The 22,093-nt window shown below is 67.9% G+C and carries 23 protein-coding genes; 10 read left to right on the plus strand and 13 right to left on the minus strand.

Features of this window, described 5'->3' with window-relative positions; genetic code table 11:
* Positions 1-438: 438 nt before the first annotated feature.
* The gene (locus tag ACFYPS_RS06075; protein WP_387323081.1) at positions 439-945 is read right to left on the minus strand and encodes a hypothetical protein; all 507 of its coding nucleotides are present in this window, start codon (positions 943-945) and stop codon (positions 439-441) included.
* Positions 946-1,322: 377 nt separating this feature from the next.
* Here ACFYPS_RS06075 and ACFYPS_RS06080 point away from each other — a divergent pair, with 377 nt between their 5' ends.
* The 3 genes from ACFYPS_RS06080 to ACFYPS_RS06090 all read left to right on the plus strand — a co-directional run bounded on the left by ACFYPS_RS06080 (position 1,323) and on the right by ACFYPS_RS06090 (position 3,927).
* On the plus strand, positions 1,323-1,931 hold the full coding sequence (locus ACFYPS_RS06080; RefSeq protein WP_387323083.1) for a hypothetical protein: 609 nt from the start codon (positions 1,323-1,325) through the stop codon (positions 1,929-1,931).
* A 619-nt stretch (positions 1,932-2,550) separates the two neighbouring features.
* The gene (locus tag ACFYPS_RS06085) at positions 2,551-3,093 is read left to right on the plus strand and encodes a hypothetical protein (protein WP_387323085.1); all 543 of its coding nucleotides are present in this window, start codon (positions 2,551-2,553) and stop codon (positions 3,091-3,093) included.
* A gap of 489 nt (positions 3,094-3,582) precedes the next feature.
* On the plus strand, positions 3,583-3,927 hold the full coding sequence (locus ACFYPS_RS06090; protein WP_109801669.1) for a VOC family protein: 345 nt from the start codon (positions 3,583-3,585) through the stop codon (positions 3,925-3,927).
* Positions 3,928-4,402: 475 nt separating this feature from the next.
* Here ACFYPS_RS06090 and ACFYPS_RS06095 read toward each other — a convergent pair whose 3' ends face one another.
* Both ACFYPS_RS06095 and ACFYPS_RS06100 read right to left on the minus strand, forming a co-directional pair.
* A complete protein-coding gene (locus ACFYPS_RS06095; RefSeq protein WP_387323087.1) occupies positions 4,403-4,741 on the minus strand; it encodes a hypothetical protein in 339 nt (112 codons plus the stop codon).
* A 288-nt stretch (positions 4,742-5,029) separates the two neighbouring features.
* Positions 5,030-5,449 carry a hypothetical protein gene (locus ACFYPS_RS06100; protein WP_387323089.1) on the minus strand — a complete coding sequence of 140 codons (420 nt, stop codon included), beginning with the start codon at positions 5,447-5,449 and terminating at the stop codon, positions 5,030-5,032.
* A gap of 563 nt (positions 5,450-6,012) precedes the next feature.
* On the opposite strand from ACFYPS_RS06100, the gene ACFYPS_RS06105 reads away from it, so the two are divergent.
* Positions 6,013-6,294 (plus strand): YrhB domain-containing protein, encoded by a 282-nt coding sequence (locus ACFYPS_RS06105; protein ID WP_387323091.1) that lies wholly within the window; start codon positions 6,013-6,015, stop codon positions 6,292-6,294.
* A gap of 335 nt (positions 6,295-6,629) precedes the next feature.
* Positions 6,630-7,118: a signal peptidase I gene (gene lepB, locus ACFYPS_RS06110; protein WP_387323586.1), complete on the plus strand. Its 489-nt coding sequence runs from the start codon at positions 6,630-6,632 to the stop codon at positions 7,116-7,118.
* 320 nt (positions 7,119-7,438) lie between these two features.
* Here the strand turns inward: lepB and ACFYPS_RS06115 are convergent, their stop codons facing one another.
* Together ACFYPS_RS06115 and ACFYPS_RS06120 are read right to left on the minus strand one after the other, a co-directional pair.
* Positions 7,439-7,939 carry a DUF1877 family protein gene (locus ACFYPS_RS06115; protein WP_387323093.1) on the minus strand — a complete coding sequence of 167 codons (501 nt, stop codon included), beginning with the start codon at positions 7,937-7,939 and terminating at the stop codon, positions 7,439-7,441.
* Positions 7,936-8,430, minus strand: coding sequence for a hypothetical protein (locus ACFYPS_RS06120; protein WP_387323095.1), 495 nt, complete (start codon positions 8,428-8,430; stop codon positions 7,936-7,938). The genes ACFYPS_RS06115 and ACFYPS_RS06120 overlap by 4 nt, the downstream gene beginning before the upstream one ends.
* Before the next feature lie 545 nt (positions 8,431-8,975).
* Between ACFYPS_RS06120 and ACFYPS_RS06125 the strand changes: the two genes are divergently transcribed.
* Together ACFYPS_RS06125 and ACFYPS_RS06130 are read left to right on the plus strand one after the other, a co-directional pair.
* Entirely contained in the window at positions 8,976-9,302 is a 327-nt protein-coding gene (locus tag ACFYPS_RS06125) for a hypothetical protein (RefSeq protein WP_387323097.1), read from the plus strand.
* 310 nt (positions 9,303-9,612) lie between these two features.
* A complete protein-coding gene (locus ACFYPS_RS06130; RefSeq protein ID WP_387323099.1) occupies positions 9,613-10,098 on the plus strand; it encodes a hypothetical protein in 486 nt (161 codons plus the stop codon).
* Between the two features lie 75 nt (positions 10,099-10,173).
* On the opposite strand, the gene ACFYPS_RS06135 is transcribed toward ACFYPS_RS06130, so the two are convergent.
* The 5 genes from ACFYPS_RS06135 to ACFYPS_RS06155 form a co-directional block, all read right to left on the minus strand.
* Positions 10,174-10,926: a hypothetical protein gene (locus tag ACFYPS_RS06135; protein ID WP_387323101.1), complete on the minus strand. Its 753-nt coding sequence runs from the start codon at positions 10,924-10,926 to the stop codon at positions 10,174-10,176.
* A gap of 261 nt (positions 10,927-11,187) precedes the next feature.
* Positions 11,188-11,787, minus strand: coding sequence for a ClpP family protease (locus ACFYPS_RS06140; protein ID WP_387323103.1), 600 nt, complete (start codon positions 11,785-11,787; stop codon positions 11,188-11,190).
* A gap of 136 nt (positions 11,788-11,923) precedes the next feature.
* A complete protein-coding gene (locus ACFYPS_RS06145) occupies positions 11,924-12,421 on the minus strand; it encodes a helix-turn-helix domain-containing protein (RefSeq protein WP_387323104.1) in 498 nt (165 codons plus the stop codon).
* A 111-nt stretch (positions 12,422-12,532) separates the two neighbouring features.
* Positions 12,533-13,645 carry a hypothetical protein gene (locus ACFYPS_RS06150; RefSeq protein ID WP_387323106.1) on the minus strand — a complete coding sequence of 371 codons (1,113 nt, stop codon included), beginning with the start codon at positions 13,643-13,645 and terminating at the stop codon, positions 12,533-12,535.
* 11 nt (positions 13,646-13,656) lie between these two features.
* The gene (locus ACFYPS_RS06155) at positions 13,657-14,169 is read right to left on the minus strand and encodes a SigE family RNA polymerase sigma factor (protein ID WP_354964539.1); all 513 of its coding nucleotides are present in this window, start codon (positions 14,167-14,169) and stop codon (positions 13,657-13,659) included.
* A gap of 168 nt (positions 14,170-14,337) precedes the next feature.
* Here ACFYPS_RS06155 and ACFYPS_RS06160 point away from each other — a divergent pair, with 168 nt between their 5' ends.
* Positions 14,338-15,351, plus strand: coding sequence for a potassium channel family protein (locus ACFYPS_RS06160; protein WP_387323108.1), 1,014 nt, complete (start codon positions 14,338-14,340; stop codon positions 15,349-15,351).
* Positions 15,352-15,372: 21 nt separating this feature from the next.
* Here ACFYPS_RS06160 and ACFYPS_RS06165 read toward each other — a convergent pair whose 3' ends face one another.
* Positions 15,373-15,861, minus strand: a complete 489-nt coding sequence (locus ACFYPS_RS06165; RefSeq protein ID WP_387323110.1) for a MarR family winged helix-turn-helix transcriptional regulator — start codon at positions 15,859-15,861, stop codon at positions 15,373-15,375.
* Positions 15,862-15,943: 82 nt separating this feature from the next.
* On the opposite strand from ACFYPS_RS06165, the gene ACFYPS_RS06170 reads away from it, so the two are divergent.
* Positions 15,944-16,588, plus strand: coding sequence for an NAD(P)H-dependent oxidoreductase (locus tag ACFYPS_RS06170; protein ID WP_354964542.1), 645 nt, complete (start codon positions 15,944-15,946; stop codon positions 16,586-16,588).
* A 346-nt stretch (positions 16,589-16,934) separates the two neighbouring features.
* Complete coding sequence (locus ACFYPS_RS06175; protein WP_354964543.1) at positions 16,935-18,737, plus strand: trypsin-like serine protease; 1,803 nt, start codon at positions 16,935-16,937, stop codon at positions 18,735-18,737.
* Positions 18,738-18,963: 226 nt separating this feature from the next.
* Here ACFYPS_RS06175 and ACFYPS_RS06180 read toward each other — a convergent pair whose 3' ends face one another.
* Both ACFYPS_RS06180 and ACFYPS_RS06185 read right to left on the minus strand, forming a co-directional pair.
* A complete protein-coding gene (locus ACFYPS_RS06180) occupies positions 18,964-20,001 on the minus strand; it encodes a 2-oxoacid:ferredoxin oxidoreductase subunit beta (protein WP_354964544.1) in 1,038 nt (345 codons plus the stop codon).
* Positions 19,994-21,841: a 2-oxoacid:acceptor oxidoreductase subunit alpha gene (locus ACFYPS_RS06185; protein WP_387323112.1), complete on the minus strand. Its 1,848-nt coding sequence runs from the start codon at positions 21,839-21,841 to the stop codon at positions 19,994-19,996. The genes ACFYPS_RS06180 and ACFYPS_RS06185 overlap by 8 nt, the downstream gene beginning before the upstream one ends.
* Between the last annotated feature and the right edge of the window lie 252 nt (positions 21,842-22,093).

Here is a 22,093-nt window from a genome sequence, read left to right on the forward strand (position 1 = left end):
AGGTTCAGACCGCGTGTGCGGGCGATGGAGGATGCCGCCGTGCTCGCAGGTCCAGCCCGATAAGGTCCTTCGTCAGCGAGAAATCAGCGAAACGCACGACAGCCAACGGTATCCGCTGGCACAGGACGACGCCGTCCCCGACTCCCACGCCAGTCGTTGAGACTGATCGGCAAGCGCTTACTGCATCGAGCCGCCTTTGCAAGGCAGCGTCCGGCGACGAGGCGACGGTGGCTGTTGACAGCAACGGCGACAGCAACCGCGCCGGACGAGAGTGTCCGCCGGCAGTCGAGTACGGATCATCGTCCGAGGTTGCGAACGTGGCCGGACGCTGCCGGACGACCTGCACAGAGCTTACAAGCGAGGGATCGGAGGCTGTGGCGAGCTGCCTTCGCAGCTCGGCTCGTCGACGGGAATCAGGCCGCCGACATCGAGGCTGGGTCACCGGCTGAGTCGCCACAGGGATTGATGCATGCGGGCGTCGCCTGGAGGTTGCTCCTTGACAAGCAGGTAGAGGTTCTGGAAGTAGGCTTGCCATCTTTCCCGGTCATAGTGAACGGTCCGGGTTGCGCGCTCGGCCTCGACGAGCGGCAGCATCGCCTCCCAGACTGGAACGATCGACCCGCCGAGGTAGCCCGAAACGGCATGGACGTCAACTATCCCATGGGCAACGAGTGCGCCAAGGTTGTCGTAGAAGCATCCGAGTTCCCGGACCATCTCGCGTGCCTCGTCGGGCAGACCATCGAGCCCCTTCGTTAGGTCGAAGCTGCTCAATTCCCGGTACACGAAGCGACGGGCTCGGCTGAGGTGGGCGCCTCTGTGCTCGGCGAAGAGATCCACCAACGTCGGCACCGCATTCGCATGCCGCGCGAGGGTCAGGGCTCTCCATCCGATGAGTCCGGACAGTGCCACCGCGATGATAGAGATTGCTAGCGCTGCCTGCTCCATTGCAGTCCTTCTTTCGCAAGCTCTAAAGGCTGCAAGCCAGGAAGTCAGTCTGGCGGTCGCACTACGCCTAGCCCCTCCGCCGAACGGACCCAGCTGTGTCGGAAGGCCGACGGCATTGATGTAGAGCAACGGCCAGCCAAACCGGTGGCCAAGGTGAGCGACAACGCGTCCAGCAGGGAAGTGCAGCAACCACGGCGACCGCACCGCTCCGTTGCGGGCCGGTACAGCCTGCGGGACCTCGGATGCAACCCAATCAGAAGCCGTTGTTGGCAATTCGGGAGGAACGGGTCAAGCTCCGCCGGAGACGGCTGGCGGAGCTTGGCATACATCGGGATGGCGGAGCCGGTCTTGTTGCATCGAGCAAGTAGCTTGGGGGCGTGGGAGAAAAGCCATCATCCGAGAAAGTTGCAGCAGATCGAATAACTACTATCATCCTTGCGGAATTCAATGCGGCCCGCGCGGAAATCCTTCACAAGGATTTAGCTCGAATCAGCCTCGTCAGCTTTTATGTAACTGCGATGGGAGTCACTGTCGGCCTGGTGCTTTCTGGTAAATCAGGGACCTCTTTGTTGTTGGTTATTCCGATCCTCAGTTCTGCGTTCGAGTTGGCAATCTTAGGAGAGGGTCGAGATAAGACGCTAGCTGGTTCCTATGTCAATGACGTCCTACGACCGCTAGTTATCGAGCAAACCGGCGAAGACCGGCTGCTTAGCTGGGAAAGCTACTATAGGCGCCACTCGCCAAACTCTTACGTCCTCAAAGCGCTTGCAATGGGGTTACTCTTCCCCGGCGCTTCCCTTTTTGCTCTGGTCATCGTCGTTCCTGCGCTCACAACGTTTGGCGGCTGGGCCCTATGGGCTCTCGATCTATCCTTGTTTGTTGTAATGGTGCTGGCGGCCTTACCGCGCATGAAGCTATTGCTCGTCAAGATGAATAGCTATCTTCGCGGGACGGGTGGGACGCGCAACTGGCGCGGTGTCGACTAGGAGGCGGTGGCCGATGGGGGCTGCCCACGGCGCCGCGAAATCTCGGATGAACTGCCAAGCACCCAAATGGGCATCCGGCTTGCCCGAGGGCGGTAGCGCCGTTGAGTGGTTCGGGCAAGCCGCGACGCCACGCGGCAAGAAAGCCCCGGCTGGCGATGGCGAGAGCATGGACCCCAGCGTGACCCCACCGCGGCGCAACAGCGGCATCATCAGCCCGATCAGCAGATGCTGCGGGAGCGCGACCTACGCGATTCGTTGATACTCCCTGACATGGGCGACCAGGCTCCCCCCGACGGGGGTCGAGGCTCCGTCTCGACTTGGTCGCCGTACAGCACGGACGTACAGCAACCCACGGCACCACTACAGCCCTCGACCGGCCGGCCGAGGCTCGCGGCCTGCGCACCGGGCCGTCAGCAACCGCCTCGCCGTCAATCCATAGATCCAGGACTACGACCAGGAGCAGCCTCCCGCCTTGGGGACATGTGGTACCAGCCGGACCGATTGTCCGTCGACTAGCCGAAAGTTGATCGACCGCGCGGACGATGGCGTGACCAACGCGAATTGTGGATCATGGCGAGGCCGCACGACCTCTGCGTGGCAAGTCAACTGAGGAGTCCTGTTGTATCGTTCCCAGCTCGCCACAACCAGCGCCGTCGCTGCTCTGGCCCTCGCTCTGGCAGGCTGTGGCAACAGCCAGCCTCCGGCCGCTGCAGGGCCGTCGACGGTTGCGAGTGCCACGACGCCGGCCGCCCCCGTGAGCCCCAGCGAGAAGCCGGCGATGGGCGCCAAGGACGTGGTCAGGGCTCTCACCGCTGCTGCGCTTCCGCTGTCGAATACCGCCGAACAGGACGAGAACACTGATCCCAATGACAAGCTCGGTCGCCCTGGGCAGTACACCTCCCGTGCCTCAGCGGACGTGCCGGGAGGTGACAAGGACGCCGAGAAGTACGGCATCGACCGCGGCCTGGTGGTCGAGGTGTTCGCGACGGCAGGGGACGCCGACGCCCGATCGACGTACATCCAGGACGCCCTGAAGGGCGCTCAGATCCTCGGCACCGAGTACCACTATCGACCGGCGGACAGGCGGATCCTGGTGCGGCTGACCGGGAAGGTGAAACCGTCGCAGGCGAAGAAGTTCGAGGACGCAGTCACAAAGTTGTGAGCGCAGCCGGCGGACAGGTCCAGCCGGTCTCCCGACGGGGATCGCACCTGCTCGCACCTCTCGCGGATCGATAGCAGCGGTAACTGACATCCCATGAGCGTCGAGGTCAAGCAGCGACGCCACCCTCGTGTCTTCGTCTCACTTGTCGTCTCGTTCGTGACCGTGCGGGGGCGACCGTAGACGAACGACTGGTCGAGTTCGCCGTGGTAGCGAACCGACCCGGTCAAGCGCGTACGGGGATGAGCAGACTTGGAAAGCGTGCCTGGGCGCTGCTCAAGCCGGCCCTGGCTCTGCTGGTCTCAGTTGTGGTCTCTTTCATCAACGTACGAGGCCGTCCGTCGGAGGCCGGACCGGGTTTCCCGCCCTGCTCATGGCCCCAGCTACGGGAACCTGGCCCCCGGTGTCGACAGATGGGGCGGCGCGAGCGGCGGTGGCATTTTGTGGCGAGATTGGCGTTGCCACGGCTGGCCTCAGCATTATGGTCGGTGAATGATCAATGGTGCTCATGTGATCATCTACAGCCGCGACCCAGAGGCGGACCGCGCCTTCTTCCGGGACACGCTCGGCTACCACCACGTCGACGCCGGCCATGGCTGGCTCATCTTCAAGCTCCCGCCGGCCGAGCTCGCCATGCACCCGACCGAGGGCGAGCCGGCCCACGAACTCTTCCTCATGTGCGACGACGTCGCGGCGACCATGGCCGACCTGGCCGCGAAGGGCGTCGAGTTCACGATCCCCGTCACCGAGGAGCGGTGGGGGCTGCGCACCGCGCTGCGGCTGCCCGGTGGCGGCGAACTCGGTCTCTACGAACCGCGCCACCCGGTCGCAATCTGACACGCCGGCTTGGCGGCTCGCCGAGGCCGACGGAAGGGCAGCCCAGGCAGCAAGAAGGCAGCGAAACCCATAGCAACAACCGTGGCCGGGTATCACCAGATGGCCGCAACCCTGCGCGTGTCGACAGTCCCTGCCACCCAGCCGGAGCCGTTGGTGCGACCTACCCGGCTCCCGCCGACGGGGGGTCACCCTCAGCGCGCAGGGAGCCTGACAGCGGCGGCGACTTGACATCAGTCGTTGACCTCAACGGTGGCGGCCGAGGCTGGACGGGCGCGTGCGGGTGTCGCCTCGAAGTCGGACCCCGGTGCATCCTCGAAACCGAATCCCCCGCTGTGCACAACACGGTAATTTGGCGATATGGGCATCATCGGGGGGATAGCATGCGTCTTTCTGATCGTCGTCATCGCGGCGCTCATCGTGTTCTGGGTGGCGCGGAACGCGAAGCGCTGAGCCGTTTTTCAGGGCCGACGCATCTTCATAGGCCGGGTTGTTCTGAAACGCGGTAAACGCTGAAGACGTCGAGGAGCACCCCGATCTGGGTTACGAAGCGTTCCGTCAGCCCGTCTAGGTCTATATCGATCAAGACGACGTCCTCCCCACCCGTGAGCCCCAAGGTCACCGGCAGTTCGCCAGCAAGCTGATAGTCGAACCAGCGAGATGCCTCGGGGTCCGTGTCGGCGAGGCCCGTCAAGACCGCATCCTCATCCTCACTTCCGAAGTTGTAGCGGACGAAATCCGATGTCATCTTCAGGAAGGGCAGGAGGTTGGACCGCCAGATCCACCCATGGAGCGTGCCGGACACGTCCTCAATCACGGCGGCAGAGTATAGCCAAGCACGGCGGAGCGCCTTGTCCAGCTGTACCAGGACAACGCCGACCAGGCTCCCCCGGGCGGGGGTCGGGCTTAGCTGAACCTGCCAGCGGGGGAGCTGTCGACAGCAACCCTGACAGCCACCGCCCCGGACGCCAACGCACCGGCGAGACCAGGGATGGACGCTGCCCCGAGCTGACGGCCGCCCCCAGACGGAGACGGACGCGCCGCACACAGCTTGTAAGCGAGGCGTCACGTGCATGGGTTGACAAACGGGCACTTCAACCGACTGTCAACCGTCGAGCTGTGGTGAGCCGAGTTCCTTCCGCAGTTGCCAAACCAGGTTCTGGAAGGCGCTCTCCGCGGCTGCCTTCTGAGCCTCGTCAGAGTCCGGGCCGAGGTGGTAGAGAGCCTCCGCAACGTCATTCGCCAGCGATACCGTCCGAGCGCTGCACAGGAGGCTGAGAGTCGAGCGCGCGGATTGCATGCGGTTTCGCCACTCTCGTCGGTCGTCCTGATCCATGCCCAGCTCACCCACCTTCCGATACTGGCTGAGCAAGTACCGCGTGCTGGTGAGGTAGTCGACCGCCCCTCGAAGCTCCTGATCACGGAGCCAGTGCCGACGCTCGCGTTGGGCCTGAAGCCAAGCGCCAAGGGCTACAACGACGAGGCTGGCGAGGGCGCCGAAGCCCGCCGCAGCAAGGTTCCCCATGGCGGTGGAGAGTACGGAACCATCGGTGCCACGGCTAGAGCGATGCGGGTAGGCCGAACTCGCGTTGTTGCCGCAAGATCCGGAATACACGCGGAATGATCAAGAGAGTGGCAGGGAGGTGACGCGGTGTTTGGGCTGGTGAACCGGCCAGCCTCCGACCAGGTACCAACCCATTCCTAAACCGTGTGTCGCAGGTTCGAATCCTGCCGGGGGCACCAGGTCATAGCCTTGATCACCGATCATTTCTCGTTTGTGCGGGACTTCCGTGCCCGTTGCGTGCCCGATCGTGCCCGTCCGACCTTGTCCAGGTGAGCGGCCACCTCGGCATCGAGGGAGTCAATCGCGCGAGCGTAGTGCCGGGTAGTGACGCTCGCGTTGGCATGTCCGAGGCGGCGGGCGGCGACCAGCACGCCGTGAGAGTCGGCAACCCAGTTCGCGTGGGTCGCGCGCAGGTCGTGCGGAGTCACGTCGGCGAGTCCGGCGGCAGCCACGGCCTGGACGAAGCGGCGCCGGCGTAGTCCCGGCCGGGGGCGACGTCGTGTTTCGGCGTTAGGGTCGCGAGCATGACCGATGAAGAGGCTAGCGAGATTGCTTTTGCCTTCCTCGCTGATCGCGTTGACGAGATCCGCACGGGTGAATGGGTGATCGCCGGAACGCGGGAGCACGAAACCGCTTGGTCTGTTAGCTACCAGGCTCGCGCCTTCATCGAGTCGGGTCGCATAGCCGACGCGTTGGCAGGCAACGGGCCGGTGGTCGTGCCCAAGTCCGGCGTGGACCCCTGGTTGGCATGGTCCGGTCGGCCGGTGGAAGAACAGATCGCCGAGCATCGGCTCACCCTCCGCTGAACGCACTGACGTGCCGCGATGCACGCCCCTGTCGCGGACCGTGAGGGCTTCGCAACTCCCTCTTGAGGATCATGTCGGGCATCAGGTGGGACGCGAGCGTCAAGCATGTCCCGTAACAGGACAGTCCGGCTGCCGGCGATGTCGTACTCCGGAAGATGGGTGACACGTTGGCTTCACTTGATCTGTTACCGGATGCGGTTGGTGGACCGGCACTGACCGTGACGGTGGTGGCCTAAGTTCCCGCCCGGTCGGCCGAACGCAGCACCCGTTCCGGCGGTTCCAGCGCCGACTTCGCTAGGCGCGAAGCGGCCTGGCAGGATCCAGGCGTGCGGAAGATGGTCGTCCTGGTCGGACTCGTCGTTTCGCTGACCGCCTGCGGGGCGCTCGGCGATGGTGCCCGGAACAAGCGCTACGAGGTCAACTCCCCCACCATGGAGCCAACGATCACGGTAGGTTCGGTTGTCACCGCCAAGGTGGTGAAGCCGGGCGAATACCAGCCGCGCACGGGCGACATTGTGGTGTTCGATCCACCGGACAGCCACGGCTGGAATCCGGATGGAACGCCACGGATCTTACGAGTGGTGGCGGTGCCTGGTGACACCATCGCCTGCTGCGACGCTCAGGGCCGGATCATCCGTAACCGCACCGCCCAGGACGAGCCCTACGTCAATGAACCGGCCTTCGGGGCCCCAGCGGCGTTCGAGTCCACCACCGTGCCTGCGGGGACGCTCTACCTCCTCGGCGACTACCGAGAGGCGGCCAACGACTCCTCGCACAACGGCCCAGTGCCGGTGGAAAACGTGATCGGCGTCGTCATGCGCTGAGCACACAGCCGGGGCGGTGTCTGGATTGCCGTCTTACACCGGGTCGATGATCACGTGTCTCGCCGATCGGCGGCACGTCAGCACGCACTGTGACCCCGAAGCGCGGAGAGGCCGGGGACTATCACCCAACATCTGACACCGGTCCGTCCCTCATCAAATGGAGCCCGACAGCCGGCTGCCGGCGATGTCGGGTCTCAGGACCTGCGTGACAGATCAGTATCGGGACGTGGGTGACACGTCCGGCTAGACGATCTTGTGTCGCGGGTAGCCAGCTGCGCGTCGAGCGGCTAGTTGTTCTGGGCCGCGTTGCCCGACGGCGTCTAATACCAAAAGGCTTTGATCACCGTGTGTCCGGCTTGTGCGGCCCGCGCGTAGAAGGTGCGTAGGTCGTTGTGGTAGCCGAGGAAGATGTTCCTGGCCGCGTTCTCGTCCTTCCAGCCGACGTATGGCGTGGAGAGTTTCGCCCCGGCGATCTGCCAGCGTTCGTCGAAGGAGACGATGCGGAGGAACTCGGCCGTTCCTCGCGTCTCGGCGGGGCTGAGGATGACGAACGGCGGTTGGTCCTTCGCCGGGCTGCTGTATATCTGGCGGCCGCCGAAGATCGGCAGAGTGCTGGCGGCATTCGTGGCGTCACCGTGGTCCGTGCCCATGGTGTAGAGCTCGTCGACGTGGCCGAAGTCCTTCTCGATGGAATCGGCGATGCCAGCCGCGTACTCCTCCGGGTGCGCCTCCCAGGCGGCCCACATGAAGTCAAGCAGCGACGAGAAGTCCTGTGGGACCTCGTTGGAGGCCGTGGCCCGCAGGTGCATGTGAAAGCTCACCGGGCTGCTACTCCTTGCGCTGGACGGGCGAGCGGGGCGGCTGCCCGTCGTGGGGGCTCTGGTTTACGGGCTTTGAATCTAGCGATGGCCTTGGTGGTGGATCGGGCGACCTCGGTAATCAGCTGATCGGCGTCGTAGACGCGGAAGGTGGTGCCAGCGGCTTCGACGGCGAGGGTTGCTCCGGCGTGGGCGATGCCGACGTGGGTGCGCTGACCGGCGATGACCAGGGATCCTCGGCAGCTGACGCGGCGTTCCACCCGCACGGGTTCGGGTGCCGGGGTAGGTGGTGGTCCGGCGGGGCGGGCGTCGCGGATGCGGGCGATCTCGGCCGCGGTGAGGGGGTTTGGCAGGCTGCGTAGCAGGACGTCGTCGGCGGTGATCTGCATGAGGCCGCGGTCGAGGCGGACGGTGACGCGCCTGCCGGCGAAGTGGTAGCCCTCCCGCCGACGCCAGCGAGGTGTCGGATCGATCAGGCCGTGGCGGATCAGCATCCGATGGACGGTGATCCGCGAAGGGATCGGCCGGCTCCTGAGGCCGTCTGTCAAGTGCTTCAGCAGGGGAGCGAGGAAGGTTGTAAGACCGACAGCTACGAGCGTCTGGCCTGTGGCTAGCAGGCCGTCGGACCCAGACCACACAGGACGAGATCTGATCCAAGATTACCAGCGATCGCGGGCATCCGGAGTATGCGCGGAATGATCATGGGCGGCCGGCCTGGCCGGTACCGTTTGTGCTGGTGGCGAGTCCGCAGTCCATGAAGGGCTCTCTCCTTCTTAAACCGTGTGTCGCAGGTTCGAATCCTGCCGGGGGCACGCACAACACCTGCGGCGACTCCGCCGGATTCCGAGCGTCTGCGTCAGGCGCCACCGATCCGCCGTGGCGACGGGGTCGCGGCTCTGGATGCCGGAGGCCGCCATAGCGCTTTCCCCCTCCTCGGCAGAATGCCAGGTCAAGAGGTGTCCCGGGCCCAAGGGGCAGTTCAGGCCGCGGACGGATGAGCTGTGGGGTTTGGCCGACCTGAGGGCGGGGATGCGCAATCGTGCGAATCGACGTAGACGAACCAGGGGCCGCCGAACAGTCCTGGGAAGGGATGCGGGCGGTGGCTGCTGCCGCCGCGCGGCACCAGGACTACGACCTGTACATGGCGATCGTCAAGATCGGCCGGGCGGCGCTGGCTCAAGGTGTCGACCTGGTGCCATCCAGCGGGCTGTTCCTTCAATGTCCGGTTTGCGATGCCCTCGCAGCCCAACGCTGTACCAACGTGCCCGGCCACCCTCTAAGCGACAGCGCTCTGCACCGTCAGCGCATCGAGTTGGCCGAGAAGGCTCTGAGCGGGGAAGTGCCTCTCCCCACTCCACTCCGCTGATGACCTCTGGGGCAAGATCCAGGTAGGCGAGGCGAGGCGAGGCGAAGGCGCTCCCGGCCGTGGCGACGGGGGCTTCGGCTCTGGATGCCTCCCGCCGTGCCTCTCGCCGGGACGACCCGCAGACCCCCACAGGCAGGGCTGATATCCGGACGCCTATCGGACCGACAGACGTGCGGTCTTGGACAGTGGCCGTCAGCGGGTGATTGGGTTCCCGAAGCAGTCGACCGTTCGACTGCTGACAGGACCTGGGCTGAGTCACCGCGCCGCCCGCTCGGCGCCGTGACGACCCCGCGAGACCAAGGACGGCGCCATGCTGTTTCTCGTGTTGCTCCTCGCCGCGCTCGGCGGCGCCGTCACTACGGTGGTCCTCACCGTTCGGGGGCTCGTCGCGGTGTTTCGTAGAGGCGGGCGCTCCCGGCCGGCGCGGCTGCGGGCGGCGGCGCTCCTCGTCGGCGCCGCCGCCGTCGCCATGTACGCGTGGGGACTGCTCCACGTCGGCGTCGCGGTGATGCAGGCGGAGGACGGGGGAGCTGGCTCCTTCCCGATCCAGCCGTGTCGGGAAGCCGGGACGCAACTGGCGAGCCAGGTCACCGGGTACGGGGTCAGCTACCTGCCGCTCCGTTTCGAATGCCACCTCGACGGTGGTGACACGTACGTCACGTCGTCCGTGCCGGGGTACGTCAACCCGGCCGCGGTCGCCCTCGGACTGGCCACCGCCGTGTGCGGGCTCCTCGCCACGACGACGGCAAAGAGCGCCCAACCGCCGGCCTCGTACGCGGCCGATCGCGATGGCTGATCGCGGCGGTGGTGTTCCCGCAGAAACGGTCGGTGCCCTCCGGACCATCCGCAGGGCACCGCGTTCTATCGGGAATCAGAGGAACTTGTACATCTCCGCGGAGGCGGGCTCGGTCTCGTTGGCGGGCGGTACGGTCACCGAGACCTTCTCGCCGAAGTCGCTCATGCGCATGTCGGTGACCAGGTCGCCCACCGTCTTCGTGGCGATCGTGTAGGACAGCGCGGTGAGGCGGCCATCGGCGTCGACAGTCGCTTCGAACGGGATCGCCGTCGGGTCCTTCGCCAGCTTCGCGGACGACTCCAGGCCCTGGCGCATGCCGCCATCGGAACTGGCGGCCTCGGCCGCCTTGCCCAGGTCGGCGGTGCCGGTGTAGCGGCCGCCGCCCGCATCCTGCGCCGACACGACGCCGCCGATGATGCCGGTCTGCGCCTTGAGGTCGAAGGACTGGCGCAGCGAGCTGGTCGGCTTGAGCTTGCTGAGGTCGATCTTCATCCACGGCTTCTCGCCCTCGAGCGAGTCCGACTTGATGTAGGCCGCGTCGTCGATCAGCCGGGCCTCCATCGGCTCCGGGGCGTTGCCGGTGACCTGGACCGCCCGGGAGGCGGGGTCCATCTTTCCGCTGAGCGTGATCGACTGGGTGCCGGCCTTGATCGAGGCGTCCATGGTGACCGTGTCGGCGAGGCTGCGATCCATGGCCTGCCGGATGGCGGTGACCGGGTCCGCTGTGGACGTTGCGGGTGCGGCGGAGTCGCCGGTGGAGTTGGTGCCACAGCCAGCCACGAGGGCGGCGGCGAGGGCGATCGAAAGGGTTGGGATCAGTCGACGCATAGACGCGACCCTAACGGACCGCCGCTGGCCGCCTTTCTCCAGCATCACCCCCATCGCGATGCCGAGGTGTCGGTGGCTGGGGCGCATCAGATTTACGCCGATCTCTGTAACGAGAATCCGTGGAAATGCGCTGCGCCTCTCCAGCCGAGCCTATTCCCACCGGCGGGAATAGGCTCGGACGTATCGGGGTCGGCACCACTCAGGCCCGCTCGTGCCTGGTCGGACGCGGATCGAGGGGGCCGCGTCCGGCGTTGGCACAGGTCAGACCGACGGTAGCTGCTCGGCGCGGGTGAGCACGTGGTCGATCAGGCCGTACTCCAAGGCCTGTTCGGCCGTGAACCAGCGGTCCCGGTCCCAGTCCCGCTGGATCTCGTCCAGCGTCCGTCCACTGTGCTGTGCGATCAGCTCCTGCATGGTCCGCTTCACGTGCAGCATGTTCTCCGCCTGGATGGTGATGTCCGAGGCGGTGCCGCCCATCCCGCCGGATGGCTGGTGCATCATCACCCGCGAGTGCGGCAGCGCGTACCGCTTGCCGGCCGCGCCGGCGCACAGCAGGAACTGCCCCATCGAACCGGCGAACCCCAGCGCCAGCGTGGCCACGTCGTTGCGGACGTAGCGCATCGTGTCGTAGACCGCCATCCCGGCGCTGACCGAGCCGCCCGGCGAGTTGATGTAGAGGTAGATGTCCCGCTCGGCGTCCTCGGCGGCGAGCAGCAGGATCTGCGCGCAGATCTGGTTGGCCGATTCCTCGGTCACCTCGGTGCCGAGGAAGACGATGCGCTCCCGCAGCAGCCGCTCGAACACTTGATCACCGAAGGACGGCTGCCCGCCGTCCAGCATCCGTACACCATTGTCGATCATTCGCAGTCGCCCTCCGCCGTGCCGGCGGGCGGTGGGACCGCCCGGTGGACCGGCCCCTCCAGCGTGCGCGCGGCGACGGTGGCTGGCCCAGGGATTCTTCCGCCGGCAGATCCGCCGACGGCAGAACCCGCGCGGCCTACGCGGCGGTCAGCCGCCGCGCACCCGCCCGGGCCCGCGCACAGCCCCGCAGGGCGGCGGTACGCGGACCGGGGCGCAAGCCACCGGCGGAGGGCACCGCGCCGACGTGCAGGGTCGGGCCGGCCGCCCCCGGACCCCGGTGCAGGATCGGCCCGGCCGTGCGCGGGCCCACCCGCAGCGTGTGGTTGCCGGCGTCGCGTCGAGCCACCTCGACCCGCTCGAGCCGGCTCAGCATCGCCCGCGGCGCGGCCGGGATGCGCGGCTCGACCCGTCGCAGATCGTCGCGAGCCTCCTCCAGCAGGTCGGAGAGGCGGATGCCGAGCGCCCGGCAGATCGCCGCGAGCACCTCCGACGAGGCCTCCTTGCGGCCCCGCTCGACCTCCGACAGGTACGGCACGGAGACGCCGGCGGACGCGGCCACCTCGCGCAGCGTGCGGCCCTGGCTCTGGCGCAGGCGGCGCAGCACCCCGCCGATCACTCGTCGCAGCAACGACATGCGGGCCTCACTCTCGCGGTCGTCGGTTTGGCCACCCCCATCATGCCCGTTGCCGGCCGTCGGGGCCGACCCGTCCGGGCCCGCCCCGCGGCTCGGCGCGGGCCCGACGGTTCATCGGGTCAGGTGGGTGTGCCAGTCGGCCGGGTCCCGGGCCAGCGTGATGTGCCGGAACAGGGCCCGGGTGCCGCCGGCGGGCAGCAGGGCGCTGTCGTCGAACGACACGTTCGCCCCGTTCACGTCGTAGACGGTCAGCGACTCGTTGCCGTCCTGTCCACCGAACCGCGCCGGGTGCCCGTCGACGGTGGTGTTCGGGTCGACGTACTCATTGTCGGCGGGATCGGTGATGTGGCGGTAGCGGGAGACCCCGACGGACAGCGTTCGGGCCCGCTGCCACTGGGGCTCGGCGGTGGTCGGCTCCGCGGTCCAGGTCCACCCGGCGTACCAGGACCGGGGCTCGTCCAGTGACTCGGACACGTTGACCGTGATCATCCGAAGGTTGGTGGGCAGTCCCGCCACGGTCGCCGGCATCGGGACGGTGTCCGCGCCGAATCGCAGCGATCGGGCAACCTGTACCGCGGTGCCCCGTACGTCCGGTCCGGTGCCGACCACCCGGAGCTGTGCCCAGCCGTCCGGGGCGTACCGCCAGCGCAGGATGGCCTCCGGCGCCTCGGCGCCGCCGTACGCGGTGAAGGTGCTGGCCCCGCCGTTCAGGTCGGGCCCATCGCTGGTGTCGGTCACGGTGGCCGGCTGCCCGCTGTCGCGCTGCGGTGCCGGTGGCTCCACTCCCTTCGGGTAGAGGTCGACGCTGACGCTCCGCCGCTGGTCACTGCTGGCGGCGTTGGACGCGCCGAGGTAGACCCCGGGACCGGAGAGCAGCAGCCCGGCCTGGTACTGGAGATTGGGCAACCCGTCCGGCAGCCAGCCGAACCGGACGTACACGCGTTGTGGATCCATCGCGGTGAAGGCGGCCGGCAGACCGGTCTGGCCGGCGGGGGCTGCCGCACCGGACGGTGCCGGCGGGCCCTCCGGGGCGAACAGGTCGGGGACGGTCAGCCCGCCGACGGCCAGCGCCGCCACCAGCAGCGCCGCACCGACCCCCTGTGCGCGGCGGCGCTGCCGCCGCGCGGTGGTCATCGCCCGGTCCACGTCCAACACCGCGGAGGGTCGCTCCGCCGATTCGATCTCGGCCAGCATCAGGTCGCCAATCTGGCGTTCATCCAGCATCGTCGCTCCTCTCAGTTGCCGGTCAGGCTGGTGGACAGCAGGGTGCGCAGGGTGGCCAGACCCTTCGCGGTCTGACTCTTGACGGTTCCCGTCGTGCAGCCCATGGCCCGGGCGGTCTCCTCGACGCTGAGATCCTGGAAGTACCGCAGGACCAGCACCGCGCGTTGGCGTGGAGGCACCTGTCGCAACGCGCCGACCAGGGTGATCCGGTCGGTCGGGTCGGTGGCGGCCGTCGACACGTCGGGCAGTGCGGCGCCGAGCCGTACCCGGGACCAGCGCAACCGCCGCTCGTCGATCAGCCGCCGCAGCAGCATGGTGCGGACCAGGGCGTCCAGGTGATCGGCCTGCCGCACTCGGCTCCAGGAGCGGTACAGCTCGGTGAGCACCCGTTGCAGGATGTCGTCGCCCCGGTCCCAGTCCCCGCACATGAGGTACGCGGTCCGTCGCCACTGGACCATCCGGGATCTCACGTACTCGGTGTATTCGTCGTCGGCCTCGGCTCGCCGTCCGCCGCTTGTCGTCACGAGGGTCGCGCCCCCTCCGTCTGCCGGCCCGCACCGGTTCGTCGTTGTCGTCAGGTAGTCGGGTGCGGGCCCGGGGCCGGTTGTCCGCCGCGCGACCCGGACGTGCGGCGTACGGCCCACCCGCTATGTTGTGGGCGTGCAGGTGACAGTGGCGGAGCAGGTTCGACGGTGATCCATTTCCCTGCGCAGCGCCGGGGTCCGCTGAGCGCGCTGAGCCTACGGCTGGCCGCCGCGCTGGCCCTGGTCCTGGCCGTGGTCAGCGCGGTCTACCTGGACCGGGACGGCTACCGCGACGTCAACGAGGACGGCCTGACGCTGCTCGACTGCTTCTACTACGCGGTCGTCTCGCTCTCCACCACCGGCTACGGCGACATCACCCCGGCCGCGCCGTCGGCCCGGCTGGTCAACGTCCTCTTCGTCACGCCCGCCCGGGTGCTCTTCCTGATCATCCTGGTCGGTACCACCCTGGAAGTCCTGACCGATCAGTACCGGACCGGCCGTCGCCTGTCGCGGTGGAGGAGAACCGTGAAGGACCACGTCATCATCTGCGGCTACGGCACCAAGGGCCGCAGCGCGGTCTCCGCCCTGCTGGAGAACGGCCTCGATCGGTCGAGGATCGTGGTGGTGGAGCGCAGTAGCGCTGCCCTGCGGCAGGCCACCTCTGCCGGACTGGTCGCGATCGAGGGCTCGGCGACCCGGTCGTCCGTGCTCAACGAGGCGCACGTCCGGAACGCGAAGGCAGTGATCATCGCGACCGACAGCGACGACGCCTCGGTGCTGGTGGCGCTGACCGTGCGGCAGCTCACCGCGGGTCAGGTCCGGATCATCGCGGCTGCCCGGGAGGCGGAGAACGCCCCGCTGCTCAAGCAGAGCGGTGCGCACCACGTGATCGTCTCCTCGGCCACCGCCGGTCGGCTGCTCGGTCTCTCCACCTCGGCCCCGCCGCTCATCGACGTGGTGGAGGACCTGCTCACCCCGGGTCAGGGCATGGCGCTGGCGATGCGCTCGGCGGAGCGGGACGAGGTGGGTCGTTCGCCGCGCGAGCTGGATTCTCTGGTGATCGCCCTGGTGCGGCGGGGCAAGGTGGTCACCCTGGCCGACCGGGCCGGCGCCGTGATCGAGACCGGCGACATGCTGGTGCACGTCCGCGACGACCGCCCCCAGTCGACCTCGGCGATCTGAGCCGTACGCCGCGTGGCGGCGTCAACGGTTGTCGGCTGAGGCGTCGCCCGCGCAGATCACTGCCTCGCACGTGACGGTCGTCCCGCTGGCGGCCCGCCGGAGCAGCTGGTAGAGCGTCTCCCGCTCGGCCGCCTCCAGTGCGCCCAACACCTCGTTCTCGGCGCTGGCAAGGGCGCACTCGGCCTCGCTGAGGCGTTTTGCCCCGTCTTCGGTGATTTCGACGACGTGCCGTCGGCGGTCCTCGGGCGAGCGGCGCCGCTCGATCAGCTGCATCGCCTCAAGGTCGTTGAGAAGCCCGACGATGTTGGTGCCGTCCATGGACAGGGTGCTCGCGAGCGCCTGTTGGCTGGTCCCGCCGCCGTCCCGCAGCACGGTGAGCGCGACCAGATGTCGCGGCCGCAGGCTCAGTGGCGTCAGCACCGACTCGGACCGCAGCCGCATCCGCCGGGCCAGATGGTCCAGCAGCGGGCCTGAGCGGTGCTCCGACGGATCGAGCGGGGCGGCGGACATGTGACCCAGTCTACCGAGCTGATGGAACATCGGCCTGCTATAAATAGTTGGCGCTTCACGAACGATCCCTGGGGGAGGAATCATGCATCTGCTGCATATCGACTCGAGCATCCGTGGCGAATGGTCCGTCAGCCGGAGGCTCACCGCCCGCGCTGTCGCCGTCTGGCAGGCAGCCCACCCCAACGGCACAGTGGCGTACCGAGATCTGGGCGCCGAGCCGCTGCCGCACCTGGACGCGGCGGGCGGCCTGGCCCGGATGACGCCCCCCGACGAGCACACCCCGGCGCAGCGCGAATCCTGGGAGCTCAGCGAGCAGCTGATCCACGAGGTGAAGCAGGCCGACGTGGTGCTGCTCGGGCTGCCGCTTTACAACTACGGCGCGCCCAGCAGCGTCAAGGCCTGGGTCGACCACCTGATCGTGCCCGGCCTGGCGTACGACCCGGCCTCCCAGCAGGGTCTGCTCGGCGGGCGGGAGTTCGTCGTGCTGGCCACCCGGGGTGGTGGCTACGGCGAGGGCACGCCCCGCTACGGCTGGGACCACGCCGAGCCGTGGCTTCCGCACGGCCTCGCGCTGACCGGCATGGAGCCGCGCTTCATCAGCACCGAGCTGACCCTCGCCCCGTCGGTCCCGGCGATGGCCGAGCTGATCCCGCTGCACGAGGCGAGCCTCGCGGCAACCGAGAAGGAGATCGACAACCTCTGGCTGCCGTCCTCCGCGCAGCGCTGAGCGAGACCCCTGGTCTGGACGGTGGCTGGCCGTTCCGCGCCGGAAGGCCAGCCACCCCCGGACGGAGGTCCCACGTTCCTCCCCTAGGCCGAGCGAAGACCCTCTATTTGGAGCTTTTTTCGCGCCCTGATGCTTGCTACGGTGTGGCGGCTTGGAACTGCCAATGAGGTCGCCGCAGCGAGTGCTCGCGCGGTGTCGCTGGCGCAGGCACGACGGGGGAAACAATTTCGCACGGCACCGGAGGCTCCGGCGTCGGTCGTCACCTTCCCGTCCGTTCGGACGCATCTCATCCGGGCCGTTCCGAGTACCTCGTTAATCGGACGACGGGAAACAATCAGTGGCTGAAGTGGCAACATCCGCAGGAGCCCGACGGCGGTGGTACGCCGGTGTCGCGGCGGGCCTCGCTCTCGCGGGCGCGGCGGCGGTCGCACCCGCGACCAGTGCTCACGCCGCCCCCGCCGGGGGCGACGTGTACGACGCGGCGAGCAGTTCCCAACCGGACCGGTTCAGCAAGCTGCCGAACCTGCACAAGGGGAAGCTCACGCTTCCCGAGCCGGGCGCCAAGGGCCGGGCGTTCGAGTCCGGCTCGATTGCGTCTCCCAAGGTCTTCCAGGGAAGTCTGGCGAGCGCCTCCGAGTTTCCGTACATCGTGGGCATCGTCACCAGTATTGAGGAAGGTGGGGAGTACTACTGGTACTGGTGCACCGGCTCGATCATCGCCCCCAACAAGGTGCTGACGGCCGCGCACTGCACCGCCGACGGGCCCGGCACCACGCGGGTCCTCGCCGGCAAGGACCGGCTGTTCGACAGCAACGGTCAGATCATCCCCGGCAGCGGTTACGTCGCCGAGGTCAGCTCGACCTGGACCCACCCGAGCTGGAACATCGCCCAGCAGTACCAGGACCCCTACGCTCCGATCCTGGACGACGTCTCGGTCCTCACGCTCAAGCAGAACCTGCCCAGCGCGTACACCCCGGTGGCGCTGAGCGCCCAGGGCGACCAGAGCCCGTACGCGGCCGGCACGCCGGCCCAGATCGCGGGCTACGGCGTCACCTCGTCGAACGACGCGGTGATGGACAGCCGGCTGCGCAAGGCGACCGTCCCGATGCGGTCCAACGAGGACTGTGCAGCTGGCGCGCTCTACCGATCCGACCGGATGATCTGCGCCGGTTCGGGCACCGACACCACGCCGGGCAGCGACACCTGCGGGGGTGACTCGGGCGGTCCGCTGCTCGTCAACGGGGTCCAGGTCGGCATCACCGACTGGGGCTTCGAGCCGTGCGGGTCGTCCCCGGGTTACTACGAGCGGCTGAGCTACTACAGCAACGCCATCAAGGCGGACCTGACCCGGCCGAAGCTGATCAACGCCGACTGGTCCGGCGACGGGCACACCGACCTGATCGGTCGGGACAGCGCGGGCAACCTCCAGCTGTACTACGGCAGCGGCTTCTCCAACGACGGTAGTGGCGGCTTCTACTACAAGCGGAAGATCAACGCGGGGTGGTCCGGCTTCACCCGGGTCTTCCGGGTCTACAACTGGAACGGCGACAACAAGCCGTCCATCATGGCCATGAAGCCGACCGGTGAGCTGTTCATCTACGACTCCGACGGCGCGGGCAACTTCGTCGGCGGGGCCCGGAAGATTGGCAGCGGGTGGGCGGGTTTCACCGCTCTCATGGTGACGAACAACTGGCTGGGTAACAACCGGCCGAGCCTGATGGTCCGCAAGTCCAACGGCGACCTGATCCGCTACACCAGCAACGGTGCGGGCGGTTGGGAGAACCCGTCGGGCACCCGGATCGGCACCGGCTGGAACGGGTTCAACCTGTTCCTCACCCCGGGCGCCTGGAAGGGTGACGGGCTGGAGGTGCTGATCGGCCGCACCTCCACGGGCGTGCTGAAGATGTACCAGTCCAACGGCACGGGCGGCTGGACCAACCCGTCCGGTACCCAGATCGGCAGCGGCTGGGCCAACTACAAGAACATCATGGTTCCGGGTGACTGGAGCGGCGACAACATGATGGATCTGTTGGGCGTCAACAGCAGCAACCAGATGCGTCTCTACACCACCAACGGCTACGGCCAGTGGCTCGACGCGAGCGGCAAGGTGATCTCCAGCGGCTGGGGCGGTTTCAACCCGATCTTCTGATCGAGGTCTGCGCCACCGCGAACGGAAGGGGCCCGCAACCGGATCGGTTGCGGGCCCCTTCTCATCGCTGTCCAGCTGCCACGAGCGCCCCTGCGGTTCCTCGGCCCAACCCTCGTGCCAGCCCAACACAGTCACGAGCGTTATACCTCAGAGTCATATCTATGCCTCAGAGGTATAACGCTCGCGGACGTTCCGGCGCCGGCCCGGCCGTGCTCGGAACGTCCGGTCAGAGGATGGTCCAGGTGTCGCCGCTGCCCAGCAGGCCGGCGAGCTGCTGCTCGGGGGTCTCGGTGACCTTCGCCTTGGCGGCGGCGAGCTGGCTCTGCACCACGCTGTCGTACGACGGCCGGTCCACCGAGCGGAACACTCCGATCGGGGTGTTGCGCAGGTCCAGGCCGGGCAGTCGGGACAGCGCGAACGCGTACGCCGGGTCGGCCACCGTCGCGTCGTGCACGACGATCTCCTCCGGGCGGACCGAGCTGGTCTCCCGGACCTCCAAGCCGAACCCGCCCGGCGGGTGCACCACGCAGAACCGGCCGTCGGCGCCGCCGAAGGTGATCGGCTGCCCGTGCTCCAGGCGGATCAGGTAGTCGTCCCGGGTCGCCGGATCCTTGAGCTGGTCGAACGCCCCGTCGTTGAAGATGTTGCAGTTCTGGTAGATCTCCACGAACGCGGAGCCCTGGTGCTCGGCCGCGGCCCGCAACACCGACTGCAGATGCTTGCGGTCCGAGTCGATGGTCCGGCCGACGAAGCTGGCCTCCGCGCCGAGCGCGAGGGAGAGCGGGTTGAACGGGGCGTCCGCCGAACCGGCCGGGGTCGACTTGGTGATCTTCCCGACCTCGGAGGTGGGCGAGTACTGCCCCTTGGTCAGCCCGTAGATCCGGTTGTTGAACAGCAGGATCTTGAGGTTGACGTTGCGCCGCAGCGCGTGGATCAGGTGGTTGCCGCCGATGGAGAGCGCGTCACCGTCACCGGTGACCACCCAGACCGACAGGTCGGGCCGGGACACCGAGAGGCCGGTCGCGATCGCCGGAGCGCGGCCGTGGATCGAGTGCATCCCGTACGTGTTCATGTAGTACGGGAAGCGGGACGAGCAGCCGATGCCGGAGACGAAGACGGTCCGCTCCCGGGGGATGTTCAGCTCCGGCATGAACTGCTGGATGGCCGCCAGGATCGCGTAGTCACCGCAGCCGGGGCACCAGCGGACCTCCTGGTCGGACTTGAAGTCCTTGGCGGTCAGCTTGAGGGCGACGGGCTCAGACATTCTTCAGCACCTCTTCCAGCGTCGTCTCCAGCTCCGTGGACGTGAACGGCAGGCCGCGGACCTGGTTGTAGCTGATCGCGTCGACCAGGTAGCGGGCCCGGATGACGTGGGCGAGCTGGCCCAGGTTCATCTCCGGAATGACCACCCGATCGTAGGAGCGCAGCACCTCAGCCAGGTTGGCGGGCATCGGGGCGAGGTGCCGCAGGTGCGCCTGGGCGATGGACAGGCCACGCTGGCGGAGCTGGCGGCACGCCGCACCGATCGGCCCGTACGTCGAGCCCCAGCCGAGCACCAGCACGCGGGCGTCGCCGTCCGGGTCCTCCACCTCGATGTCCGGCACGGGGATCGTCTCGATCCGGGCCGCGCGGGTGCGGACCATGAAGTCGTGGTTGGCCGGGTCGTAGGAGATGTCGCCGGTCCTGTCGGCCTTCTCCAAGCCGCCGATCCGGTGCTCCAGGCCCGCCGTACCCGGGATCGCCCACGGCCGGGCCAGGGTCTCTGGGTCGCGCAGGTAGGGCAGGAAGGTGGTGCCGTCCTCGCCGTTGGGCTCGGTGGCGAACTCCACCCGCAGGTCGGGCAGCGACTCCACGTCGGGCAGCAGCCACGGCTCCGAGCCGTTGGCGACGTAGTTGTCGGAGAGCAGGATCACCGGGGTGCGGTAGGTCAGCGCGATCCGGGCCGCCTCCAGCGCGGCGAAGAAGCAGTCCGACGGCGACCTGGGCGCGATCACCGCGACGGGTGCCTCGCCGTGCCGGCCGTAGAGCGCCATGTTGAGGTCGGCCTGCTCGGTCTTGGTCGGCATGCCCGTCGACGGGCCGGCGCGCTGCACGTCCACGATCACCAGCGGCAGCTCCAGCGCCACCGCGAGGGAGATCGTCTCGCTCTTGAGCGCCACACCGGGGCCACTGGTGGTGGTCACCCCGAGCGACCCGCCGTACGACGCGCCCAGCGCCGCCCCGACCGCGGCGATCTCGTCCTCCGCCTGCATGGTGAGCACGCCGAAGCGCTTGTGCTTGCTCAGCTCGTGGAGGATGTCCGACGCTGGCGTGATCGGGTACGCGCCGAGGAAGACCGGCAGCCCGGAGCGGACTCCGGCGGCGACCAGACCCAGCGAGAGCGCCGCGTTGCCGGTGATGTTGCGGTAGGTGCCCGGCTGCATCTTCGCCGGCTTGACCTCGTAGCGGACCGCGAAGTCCTCGGTGGTCTCGCCGAAGTTCCAGCCGGCCTTGAAGGCGGCCACGTTCGCCGCGACCAGCTCGGGACGGGCGGCGAACTTACGCTCCAGGAAGCGCAGCGTCGACTCGTAGGGCCTGGAGTACATCCAGGAGAGCAGGCCGAGGGCGAACATGTTCTTCGACCGCTCGGCGTCCTTCTTGGACACGTCGTACGCGGCCAGGGCGCCGACGGTCATCGAGGTCAGCGCCACCGGGTGCACGACATAGCCGGCCAGCGAGTCGTCGTCCAGTGGGCTGGCCTGGTAGCCGACCTTGGCGAGGTTGCGCTTGGTGAACTCGTCGATGTTGACGATGATGTCCGCGCCGCGGGGCAGGTCGGCCAGGTTGGCCTTGAGCGCCGCCGGGTTCATCGCCACCAGCACGTTGGGCGCGTCGCCCGGGGTGAGGATGTCGTAGTCGGCGAAGTGCACCTGGAAGCTCGACACGCCGGGCAGGGTGCCGGCGGGCGCCCGGATCTCGGCGGGGAAGTTGGGCAGTGTGGAGATGTCGTTGCCGAGCTGCGCCGTCTCCGAGGTGAACCGGTCGCCGGTCAGCTGCATGCCGTCGCCGGAGTCACCGGCGAACCGGATGACCACCCGGTCGAGTTGACGGATCTGCTTGGTCACGCCTGCACCTCGCTTCGCTGCGCGCGGTCGCGCGGGCGGCTGAACATGATGGTGACCTCGCCTTGCCCGGTCACGGGACCTCCTTGACGCAACGCTGCACCGCACCGCTCCAGGCTGGTCCGGTCCGCTGTCGTTCCTCACCTGAGAGCCTACGTCGAACAGACCCCCGACCTTCCCCGGAGGTCCGCCGACTGGGACCGGATCCGGTTGAGGATTACGCCGTATTGCGGCGTTTCGCGCAGCCCGCCGTAA

This window comes from Micromonospora sp. NPDC005087 (assembly GCF_042872965.1).
Taxonomy (GTDB): Bacteria; Actinomycetota; Actinomycetes; order Mycobacteriales; family Micromonosporaceae; genus Micromonospora.